This is a genomic window from uncultured Marinobacter sp., assembly GCF_963974375.1.
GTDB lineage: Bacteria > Pseudomonadota > Gammaproteobacteria > Pseudomonadales > Oleiphilaceae > Marinobacter.
In genome coordinates this window covers 1-10,247 of sequence record NZ_CAXBDN010000154.1, presented here as the reverse complement: position 1 = coordinate 10,247, position 10,247 = coordinate 1, and the positions used below count along the sequence as shown (strand labels likewise).

Annotated in this window: 9 protein-coding genes; 1 reads left to right on the top strand and 8 read right to left on the bottom strand. The window is 58.3% G+C overall.

Annotation, left to right across the window (positions count from 1 at the left end):
- The 8 genes from AAC035_RS13325 to AAC035_RS13290 form a co-directional block, all read right to left on the bottom strand.
- A partial coding sequence (locus tag AAC035_RS13325) for an MFS transporter (protein WP_339804966.1) occupies nt 1–676 on the bottom strand: 676 nt, incomplete at its 3' end.
- A gap of 169 nt (nt 677–845) precedes the next feature.
- A complete protein-coding gene (locus tag AAC035_RS13320) occupies nt 846–2,153 on the bottom strand; it encodes a TRAP transporter large permease subunit (RefSeq protein WP_339804964.1) in 1,308 nt (435 codons plus the stop codon).
- Nucleotides 2,150–2,698 carry a TRAP transporter small permease subunit gene (locus AAC035_RS13315; protein ID WP_339804962.1) on the bottom strand — a complete coding sequence of 183 codons (549 nt, stop codon included), beginning with the start codon at nt 2,696–2,698 and terminating at the stop codon, nt 2,150–2,152. Before AAC035_RS13315 ends, AAC035_RS13320 begins: the two co-directional genes overlap by 4 nt.
- Before the next feature lie 169 nt (nt 2,699–2,867).
- Nucleotides 2,868–3,947, bottom strand: a complete 1,080-nt coding sequence (locus AAC035_RS13310) for a TRAP transporter substrate-binding protein (protein WP_339804960.1) — start codon at nt 3,945–3,947, stop codon at nt 2,868–2,870.
- A gap of 146 nt (nt 3,948–4,093) precedes the next feature.
- Nucleotides 4,094–5,080, bottom strand: coding sequence for an MBL fold metallo-hydrolase (locus AAC035_RS13305; protein ID WP_339804958.1), 987 nt, complete (start codon nt 5,078–5,080; stop codon nt 4,094–4,096).
- A gap of 105 nt (nt 5,081–5,185) precedes the next feature.
- A complete protein-coding gene (locus AAC035_RS13300; protein ID WP_339804956.1) occupies nt 5,186–6,739 on the bottom strand; it encodes a long-chain-fatty-acid--CoA ligase in 1,554 nt (517 codons plus the stop codon).
- 356 nt (nt 6,740–7,095) lie between these two features.
- On the bottom strand, nt 7,096–8,544 hold the full coding sequence (locus tag AAC035_RS13295; protein ID WP_339804954.1) for a DHA2 family efflux MFS transporter permease subunit: 1,449 nt from the start codon (nt 8,542–8,544) through the stop codon (nt 7,096–7,098).
- Nucleotides 8,545–8,546: 2 nt separating this feature from the next.
- Nucleotides 8,547–9,563, bottom strand: a complete 1,017-nt coding sequence (locus AAC035_RS13290) for a LacI family DNA-binding transcriptional regulator (protein ID WP_339804953.1) — start codon at nt 9,561–9,563, stop codon at nt 8,547–8,549.
- A 249-nt stretch (nt 9,564–9,812) separates the two neighbouring features.
- Between AAC035_RS13290 and AAC035_RS13285 the strand changes: the two genes are divergently transcribed.
- The coding region (locus AAC035_RS13285) for a class I adenylate-forming enzyme family protein (protein WP_339804952.1) at nt 9,813–10,247 on the top strand (435 nt) is incomplete at its 3' end.

The window sequence follows — 10,247 nt, the reverse complement described above, 5'->3', positions numbered from 1 at the left end:
CCAGTGTATAGGCAAGTACCAGTCGCCCTATCGGCAGAGTAACCGCTGGTGGTGGGCCCTTGGTGGTTTCCGGAGTATGCCCGCGCTTGGGTTCATAGAGCACCCGCCAGGCATAGGGCAGCAGTATGAAACCTGCCAGGTAGGTCAGGAAAGGCCCGCGCCAGCTCCAGTCAGACAGGGCCCCGCCCAGATTCAGGAACACCACCCCGCCGAGAGCCATGAAGCTGCCCTGCAGGCCGAGGAATTTTGCCCGTTCGCTGGCCTCAAAGTAGTCACCGATCAGCGTCGTGCTGATGCTGATAATGCCAGCAACGGCCATACCGAGAATCGCCCGTGATAGCAGGAGGCTGTTCAGGTTATCCAGCAGAAAGCCGGCGAATCCGGCCATGCCGTATACCAGCAGTGCCAGTACCAGTAACCGCTTACGTCCGAACCGGTCGCTCAGCATGCCCATTAACGGACTGAACAGGGTAATCATCAGCGCCGGCATGGTCAGCACCAGTTTGACCGCCACTTCGGACTCGCCGCCGAAGTGGGCGTTCATGCCGGGCAGTGAAGGGGCAATAATGGCACCGGACAGAACGGTCATGCTGCTGGCCAGCAGCAGTGCCGCCTTCAGGTGGAAGTTTGACGAGGAAATGATGTTTCTCCGATCCGGTCGGTTGTCGCGACCCATGAAAAAGTGAGCGTTCGCTGTGACCCGGCATCACGCAGCTTGTAAGTAACCTACGTTTATTCTCGATGAAAGAGTAGCGTCGTTCAAACAAAAGGTAGGTGGCAGTTGAGAAATAAAAAAGGCTGACTCGTGCAGAGCCAGCCTTGGGAAGGTTTGGGGCCAGTTCCGGTCAGTAACCAAAGCTGGCGGTGGAACTCATGCCAAACCAGTGCGGGAAGATCAGAATCATCACGACCACTGCGACCTGAATTGCAATAAAGGGCATGACACCACGATAGATATCCGTGGTTTTTACCCCCGGCGGAGATACCCCTTTCAGATAGAACAGACTGAATCCGAACGGAGGTGTCAGGAAGCTGGTCTGCAGGTTCATCGCGATCAGAATGGCAAACCAGAGCATGTTGATACCAAGGGCTTCCGCCACCGGTGCCAGAATTGGCACGATAATGAAGGAAATTTCCACAAAATCGATGAAAAAGCCCAGTATCAGGATGATCATCATGGCCAGGATCAGGAAGCCCCATTTCTCGCCGGGCAAGGCCAGCATCCACTCTTCCAGCAGGTAATCGCCACCGGTGTAGCTGAAAACCATGGAGAAGGCTGTAGCGCCGACCAGAATGGCGAACACCATGGCCGTTACTTTGACCGTATCCCTGGCCGCTTCCCAGACCATGCTGAACGAGAACTGGCGATAGATCAGCGCCAGTAACAGCGCACCCATTCCGCCCAGGGCGGAAGACTCGGTAGGCGTCGCGATACCACTGAAGATCGAGCCCAGAACCACCACGATCAGCGCCAGAGGTGGGAGGATGGCCAGCAGTGCCTTGCGGATTTCCTCGCTGCGGGAGAAGCCCTCTTCCCGGGGCATGGGCGGTGCAGAGCCGGGCTTCAGTCGGGACGTGAGCAGGATGTAGCCGATATAGAGCCCTACCAGCACCGCGCCCGGGATCACCGCAGCGCGGAACAGATCGCCCACGGGCAGTCCTACCACTTCACCTAGAATAATCAGGATGATGGAGGGTGGAATAATCTGGCCCAGGGTACCGGATGCGCAAATGGTGCCGCAGGCCAGTTTCTTGTCATAGCCATGAGCCAGCATGACCGGCAGGGAGATAAGTCCCATGGCCACAACACTGGCGCCTACTACGCCGGTAGATGCGGCCAGCAGGGCGCCCACCAGAATGGTGGAAATGGCCAGACCGCCGGACACGCTGCCGAACAGGCGGCCCATGGATTCCAGTAGCTGTTCGGCAAGCCGGGTCCGCTGCAGCACGATGCCCATGAAGATGAACAACGGAATGGCCATCATGACGGTGTTTTCCATGATGCTCATAATGCGGTAGGGCATGAAGGCGAACAGCTGGGGGCCTTCAGAAATCAGGCCAAAAATCAGTGCGATACCGCCAAAGGTAAAGGCTACCGGGAAGCCCCACATCAGCATGATGAGGCACACTCCGAACATAATGATGCCGATCATGCCAGGCCTCCGGCGCTGTTCTCGTTGTCGTCATAAGCCGCGTCTTTGACCAGCACTCGTAGGGCAAAGGTGGCCATGCCGAGACCTGCGATGGCAGTAAAGAAGGAGGAAAAGGAAATCAGACCCTTTATAATCCAGCGGTGGGTCAGTCCGCCGGGGTCACCACTGCGTTCGTTCATGCTGTAGGATTCCATGGCGAAATCAATGCCCAGCCAGGCAATAAAGGCGGCGAGAGGAATAACGAAGATCAGGGCGCCCACCAGGTTGATCCAGGCCTTGACCGTGTCGCGGCAGCTGGCGTAAAAGACATCAACCCGGACATGGCCGTCGGTGCGCAAAGCGTAGGGAATACCCATGAGGAACACCACCGAGTAGAGGTGCCACTCCATTTCCTGCATGCCGATGCTCACGTTATTGAACGCGTAGCGCATTACCACATCGTAGAACACGTTCAGTAGCATCAGGATAAATGCAAGACTGGCTACCCAGCCGCACATGTGTGCTATGCGTCCTAGCCCGTTATCCAGTGTCGTCAGCCATCCCATGATGGAACCTCTTTTTGGAGCTGGACCCGTCAGTGAGGCGGGTGTGTTTCGTGTGCGGAAAGAATGCCGCTATTTTACGCGAACATGAAAGCAATTTCATAAAGCTGGTGATAAAAATGCCGGAGTCGGGTTGGCCCGGGCTCCGGCATTGTTTATATGGCCCGTGGCGTTATTCCAGCTCTGCCATGGTGTTCAGGTAGGCTCGCTCAGAGATGTTGGTATAAGCGCGGGCATCCCGGAGGTAATCTTCCTGGGACTGGATGATGCGCTGAGCCTGCTCGTCACCCTCGGCGGCTTTTGCCAGAACCCGGGTGTTGGCTTCAACCATGGCCTCGAAGATCTCATCCGGGAAGGTTTTTACCTGAACATTCGGGTAATCCTTCTGGATGGAAGCCCATGCCTTGGAGTTCTCGTGAACCGAGTGGGTCAGCATGTCATAGGCAGCGGTGCGCATGGCCACCCGCAGGATTTCCTGAAGATCTGCCGGCAGTTTTTCCCAGACACCCTTGTTGATCAGGAACTGGAGTTCGGTAGCGGGTTCATGCCAGCCGGTGTAGTAGTAGTCGGCAATCTGATGAAAGCCAAGACGCAGGTCCAGAGCCGGTCCTACCCATTCCAGAGCATCAATAGTACCGCGCTCGAGGGCGGTGTAGAGCTCACCCGGTGCGATGTTGGTGGGGTTGACGCCCACCTCGGCAAACACTTCACCGGCGAAACCGGGAATCCTCATTTTCAGACCTTTGAGGTCGTCCAGAGTCTTGATCTCGTTGCGGAACCAGCCGCCCATCTGATTGCCGGTGTTACCACCGGGGAAGGACAGCATATTGTGCTCGTCATAGACTTCCTGCATCAGTTCCATGCCGCCGCCGTGGTAAAACCAGGCGTACTGTTCCTGAGCGTTCATGCCGAAGGGCATGCTGGTGAAGTAAAGGGTGTTGGGAACCTTGCCTTTCCAGTAGTAGGAGGCGGAATGTCCCATGTCGTACTGACCGGCCTTGACCATATCAAACACGCCCAGAGGGGCCTTGTGCCGGTTGGCGGAATCAATGCGGATCTTGAGGCGGCCGTTGGACATTTTCTCGACCATTTCGGCCATGCTCTTGGTGGTGTCACCAAAGATCGGGAAGTTCGGCCCCCAGGTTTCAGCCATTTTCAGGGTAAAGGTTTCCTGGGCGAAGGCCGGAGTGACAGCTACAGCAGCGGTCAGCGCCAGCGCAGCCGCCGTTCTGAACAGATTGCGACGTTTCATTGGAAGCGTTCCTCGATTTTGTATTTATTGTGCTGAGTGCTTCGGGGCTATGGCGGAAGGTGGCCAGGGATGCCCCGAGAGCCACCAGTTGTACGACCCAAAACTAGCATGGATTTATATGAAGAGTGAATTAATTCATAACCCTATCAGACTTTGGTCGTAGCTGATCCGGCCCGGGCCTGCTTCTGGGCCCAGACGGTAATGCCCTGGCTGTTCAGGTTGATGTCCATGCCCAGCTGGTCTTCCAGTTCCTCGTCGGACAGGGCCAGACCATGCTCTTTCGCACGGAAGGCAAACCAGGCTTTCAGATCCCGGCGGATGCCGGGGTATTGACCGTCGCCCGCCTCCAGGTGACGACTTCCGATCTCGGCGTAGGCGTCCAGATCCCGGTGCAGGTCCTCCGCCAGGCGGTCAATCTCGGTGACCTGGCTGAAATGGGTAAGGTAGATGGCTGATGGCTGGTAACCGGCCAGACGATCCACCGATTCATGGGCTTTGGGCGGGTCGAACTGCACCGGTGTCGCGGCCGGGAAAATGAAGCGGCCGCGATCAGAAGTCAGCCCGCGATAGGCGATGCCAAAGGTGTCGCCAGAGAAAATGGCGTTTGCTGTATCGTCGTGAATACAGTAGTGGTGCAGGGCGTGGCCGGCAGTATCCAGAAAGGTCAGGGTGCGCTGGCCGAGGGTAAGAGTATCGCCATCCTGAACCTCGCGGAGTCGTCCGGCGGGTACCGGTATCAGTTCCCCATAGTGTTTTTTCATGGTCTCGTCACCATAGACCTCACGGGCACCTTCATACAGGGCAGTGGGGTCGATCATATGACGTGCGCCCCGGGGATGAACCACCAGGGTAGCCTCCGGCAGTTCCTGCATTAACAGGCCGGCACCACCGGCATGATCCAGGTGGACGTGGGTGACGCAGACATAGCGCACCTGATCACGACGGATATCGAGCTTTTCCAGGGCAGACAGCAGCACCGGGATCGAGAAGTTACTGCCGACATCCACGAAGGCGGCCTCGCCGTTATCGACGATGAGGTGGCTCGCATCCATCATGTCCAGACCACCGAATTCGGTATCAATGGCATAAATGCCGTGATCAAACGGCAGAATGGTAGGGTTTTCGATGCTCATGGTGATCCCGTTATTGTTGTCGATGAGTGGTGGGTACTGCCATCCATTGTGTACCAGAATCGCCTGCCCGGGCCGATGGCCCGAACAGATCCATAAGCTTACTATTTACTCAATCGTTACCTGTTCTGCAACCTGTTCCCGCAGGGATTTCTTGAGGATCTTGCCAACGCCGTTGCGGGGCAGGCTCTCCATGAACAGGACCGAGCGCGGCGTTTTGTATTTTGCGAGCCGCTCCTGGCAGAACGCCAGCAGTTCTTCCCCGGAAATGTCGGAATCTTCATTGCGCACCACCACGGCAACGACTTCCTCGCCCATGCGTTCGGATGGCACGCCGACCACGGCCACTTCGGCCACGGCCGGATGGCGGGAAATCAGCTCTTCCAGATCCCGTGGGTAGATATTGAAGCCACCCCGGAGAATCAGGTCTTTCTTGCGGTCGACGATATACAGGTAACCGTCTTCATCCACTTTCGCGATGTCTCCGGTGTGCAGCCAGCCGTTACGCAGGGTGGCTTTGGTGGCTTCCTCGTTACGGAAGTAGCCCGGGGTGATGTTCTCTCCCCTGACCAGCAGTTCACCGATCTCACCGGTGGGCAGCGGGTTGCCCTGTTCATCAGCGATACGCAGTTCAACACCAGGGAATGCGCGGCCTACGGAGCCCGCCTTGATCGGTTCGCCGCGGCGATGGGCAGAGACGGTAGGTGCCGCTTCAGACAGCCCGTAGCCCTCATAAATGTCAGCACCAAAGCGTTGCTTGAAGGCATCAAACAGGCTGACCGGCAGGGGCGCGGAGCCGGAACCGACGGCCTCCAGGGTGGAAAGGTCATACTCTGATGCTTCCGGGGCCGTGGTCAGCGCGTAAATCATCGCTGGCACCGCACTGAAACGCTCAACTTTGTATTTATCGATGGCTTCGCACACGGCCCGCACCTCAAATTTGGGCAGGATCACCATGCTGCCACCTCTCAGAAACAGGGTGTTGGCCATTGTGAAACCGTAGATATGGGCCAGGGGCAGAACGCCCAGGGTGGTTCCCGGAGGCTCGCCACTTTCCTCCGCCAGGGCAACAGCAGCGGCTGCGTTACTGTAAAGGTTGCGATGGGTCAGCATGACGCCTTTGGGCTGGCCGGTAGTGCCGGAGGTGTAAAGGATCACGGCGACGTCATCCGGTGTCAGTTCGGGCACTGTTATTTCGGATGAGGAGGCGGTCATCAGCGCCGCAAGGCTGTGGCAGTGTATGCCAGCAGCCGGGCTGGGCTGGTCCTGGGCGATGCCAGCCACGATCAGCCGGGGAGGGGTTTCCATGCCCGATGTTGCCTGTTCAATGGCAGGCAGAACATGGGTTGTGGTAATGATCGCCGAGGCTTCAGACGCTTGCAGAATAAAGCCGATTTCCCGGGGGTGCAGAACAAACATGACCGGCAGCACAATGGCCGCCGCCCGCATGATGCCCTGATAGGCAATAAACACTTCCGGACAGTTGGGCATGCACACCACTACCCGGTCACCGGGCCTGATGCCCAGATTGATCAGGCCATTGGCCAGACGGTTGGCATTCTCCTGCAGTTCCCGGTTAGTCACTTCCCGCTCACCGGCGTACAGCAAGGGATATTCACCGAACTTTTCCAGGTTTTTCTCAGGCAGGTCGGTCAGGATCATTGTTGTTATTTCCTTATGGTCAATCGAGCGTTTTCTGTGAAGGCAAACTCGTTAATTGAGGCCTGGGTTTGAAACCTTACAATAATGTTTTGCCTGTGGAAAAGCCTTGTGTTAATTATCGTTTTACAATTTTTGACGAAGTTATTGGGCGCTGGAATGAATCGTTTCAATGGACAGCTTTCAGATTACACGGTTCGCCCGATTTGTTGATTCCGACCCCTGATCATCCGTTTGGTGATGGGTTCGGCATTAGATCTGTTTGCATGTTGGAGTGCGTTGCCCGGTGCTGGTTGAGTTCTTGTGGAGGGAGTGGCCCACCGGGATTTTTTGCTGCAATGACTGTTTTCCCTTAATTCTCAAGGTGGATCCTGGCGCAGGCTGGCAGGCCGCTCGCCGGGTGATACCGATCGCATGCGATAAACGCCGTACAATCCTACGATAAAACCAAGTCCCATCAGCAGGAAGGCGTCCTGATATCCTGGCGCTGCGGCGGGCAGTCCGGCTGCCGCTGATACCGTGGTGCCCTCCTGCAGCAGGATGGCGGCGAGACTGACTCCCAGCGCACCGCCGAACTGCCGGGCAAAACTCACCAGACCGGTGGCCTGATTGACCAGCTCAGTCGGTACGATACTCATGGCACCGATAACCACCGGCGGCATCATCATGGCCAGACCCACCCGGCCAAGGGCCGCCATGGACGCAATCAGCATAAACGATGTGCCTATGTCCGCGTCACTAAGCACAATGCCTGACAGTGCAAACATCAACAGTCCGCCACCCACCAGTAATTTTGGCATGACCGTATCAGTGAGCCGGCCAATGACCGGGAACGAGAAGGCCATGGCCAGCCCGGCCGGCATCAGCAGCAAACCAGCCGCTGAAGCGGACTCTCCCATGGCGGTCTGCACCAGCAGGGGTAACAGATAGACTGAGGCAAACAGGCCGGCACCGGTCAGCATGGCCACCAGGAACGCGGCCGTGAAGCCTTCATAGCGAAACACTCCCAGGGCCAGCAACGGCGCCCGGCTTTTCAGTTGGCGCAGGGTGAAGGCAAGGAACAGCCCCAGTGACAATGTGAACGCCGTCAGCACCCAGGGGTGTGACCAGCCCATGGTGGGCCCACTGGAAAGACCGGAAAGCAGGATGAATACCCAGCCGGCCAGCAGGACAATACCGAACAGGTCCAGCTTGCGCCGGCCCATACCGCCACTGACCGGTGTCGCCAGATATTTCCGGGCCAGGCCAATGGTGATCAGGCAGAACGGCAGGGCTACCAGGAACACCGCCCGCCAGGAAATCCAGTCCACCAGTACGCCACCCACGACCGGTCCGATGGTAGGGCCCAGCACCCCGCCCATGGCGTATAGCCCCATGGCGCGGCCCCGCTGCTGCACCGGGAAGACCGCATACAGCATGACCATGGCCAACGGTTGCACCAATCCGGCAATCAGACCCTGAATCACCCGCACCGCGATCAGCATGCCAAACGAATTCGCGTAGCCACCGGCGATGGCAGCAATGATAAACAGAGTAACGGCCCACAGGTAGGTGGTGCGGGGACCAAAGCGGTCGATCATCCAGGCGTTCAGCAACATGCCAATGGCCATGCTGGCCAGAAACGCCGTCACCAGCCACTGCACCGCCGTATGGCCAATGGAGAAGTCAATCATGATGTCGGGTAGGGCGACGTTGACGATGGTGGAAGACAGCGACATGGTCATGGTGCCGGTCATTACCGTAACCATCACCCACCACTTGTAGGCGCTGCCGTAGCGCTCCTGCAATTCGCCGATACTGACGGGCATGATCAGTGGCTATCCTGGTGGGGCGACGGCGGACTGGTGCAGGATTCACGGAGCACCAGCTCGGCCGGTACCGTGATCTGGACCGGCTGGTTCCGGACACCGTCCATCTGGCTCACAAGCAATTCCGTGATGGTATCCGCCAGGGTCTCTACCGGCCAGCGCAAGGTGGTGATGGCCGGATCGTGGCTGCTGACCCAGTCGTTATCACCAATGCTGATCAGCGACAATTGTGACGGAATCGCCAGCTTGCAGGTCCGTGCCGCCCGCAGGGCGCCGGCCAGAATACGGGTGCCGGGCAGTATCAGCGCGGTCGGTGGCTGCGGCGACTGCAGCAGGCGCAGCACCTCCAGCTCCGGATCCAGTCCCAGATCCTGGGGGCAGACCAAGGCATCGTTCAGGTCCAGCTGGCGGGCCTCAAAGGCTTCGCGAAAGCCGGCCGCCCGCTCGCGTCCCGGCCACAATTCGGTCAGTGGTGTCAGCAGCGCGATACGGCGATGGCCGAGGCCCAGCAGATAGTCAGTGGCTGATCGCAAACCGGCGCGATAGCCGATCCGGACGCCGTAAAAACTGTCCGGAAACTCGACGGTCTGAATCACCGTCGGCCCGTTAAAGGCCTTGAGCTCACGAATCAGCTCCGGGTCTGTTTCACTGTCCGGTGTGAATATCAGGCCATCGACCCGCCGCCGGCGGAACTCGGCCAGCACTTCCCGGCCGTTGCGGCCCCGGGCACTGGCCAGCAACAGCATCAGCCCCCGGGCCTTGAGACGCTGATCAAGGGCATTGATGATGGCGCCATAAAGAGGATTGGCCACATCCGGCACAAAATAACCAACAGCGCCGGTGGAGTTGGTACGCATGCTGCGGGCCAGGCTGTTGGGTTCATAATCCAGCCGGGTCATGGCAGTGTCCACCGCGTGGCGCATACGGGGGCTGACTGCCAGTCCGTTCAGCACGCGCGAGACACTGCCCACGGAAACGCCTGCCTCACGGGCCACATCCTTGATGGTGCTTCTGCTCATGACCCCTCGCGCGCTTGTAAACGTTCGTGAACCGGGCAAAAGGGCACCGGCAATGACCTGATGACAACGGACGAGAGGCACAGAATGCTGCTCATCCGGTCCGGAATTGTAACGTTTCAGTATTTTGCTGTCTGTAGCTGGCGTTCATGGCCGGCCGCTGAGGTTGACGCGGGTCGCCGACTGGTTAAAGCTTGCGGTATAAATAGAGCGTACGCTCGACAAATACAATAACCATCGACCGGATCAACCATGAGCCAGACCTTTCCCAATACCCGTTTTGCCGTTCGTCATGAGCAGCATTTCAATAATCGTGTTGTCTCCTGCTTCAGCGAACGTCACGCCTCGGTGCAGGCCATGCTCCAGGCTGCGCTGTCGTTAAGCCCGGACAGTGAGGCCTTCGTCTGCGATGATCTCAGGGTCACCTACCGGGAACTGGGCGAGCGGGCGGCCACCGTTGCCGCCAACCTTCGTCACCGTGGCGTGCAGCCCGGCGACCGGGTCATGCTGGTACTGCGCAACGGCCCGGAATTCATGTACGGCCTGTTTGGTGCACTATGGCTGGGCGCTATTGCGGTGCCGGTCAACGCCCGTGAGCAGAGCCCGGGGCTGGGCTACATCATGGCTGACTGCACGCCAGCGGTGTTGGTGACCGAGCCGGACCTGCTGGCCCGGGTCCGCAACAGC

What these genes read in the sequence shown, in the direction of transcription:
- AAC035_RS13320 (WP_339804964.1), bottom strand. Translation starts at nt 2,153, where the DNA reads ATGATCGGCATCATTATGTTCGGAGTGTGCCTCATCATGCTGATGTGG.
- AAC035_RS13315 (WP_339804962.1), bottom strand. Translation starts at nt 2,698, where the DNA reads ATGGGATGGCTGACGACACTGGATAACGGGCTAGGACGCATAGCACAC.
- AAC035_RS13310 (WP_339804960.1), bottom strand. Translation starts at nt 3,947, where the DNA reads ATGAAACGTCGCAATCTGTTCAGAACGGCGGCTGCGCTGGCGCTGACC.
- AAC035_RS13305 (WP_339804958.1), bottom strand. Translation starts at nt 5,080, where the DNA reads ATGAGCATCGAAAACCCTACCATTCTGCCGTTTGATCACGGCATTTAT.
- AAC035_RS13300 (WP_339804956.1), bottom strand. Translation starts at nt 6,739, where the DNA reads ATGATCCTGACCGACCTGCCTGAGAAAAACCTGGAAAAGTTCGGTGAA.
- AAC035_RS13295 (WP_339804954.1), bottom strand. Translation starts at nt 8,544, where the DNA reads ATGCCCGTCAGTATCGGCGAATTGCAGGAGCGCTACGGCAGCGCCTAC.
- AAC035_RS13290 (WP_339804953.1), bottom strand. Translation starts at nt 9,563, where the DNA reads ATGAGCAGAAGCACCATCAAGGATGTGGCCCGTGAGGCAGGCGTTTCC.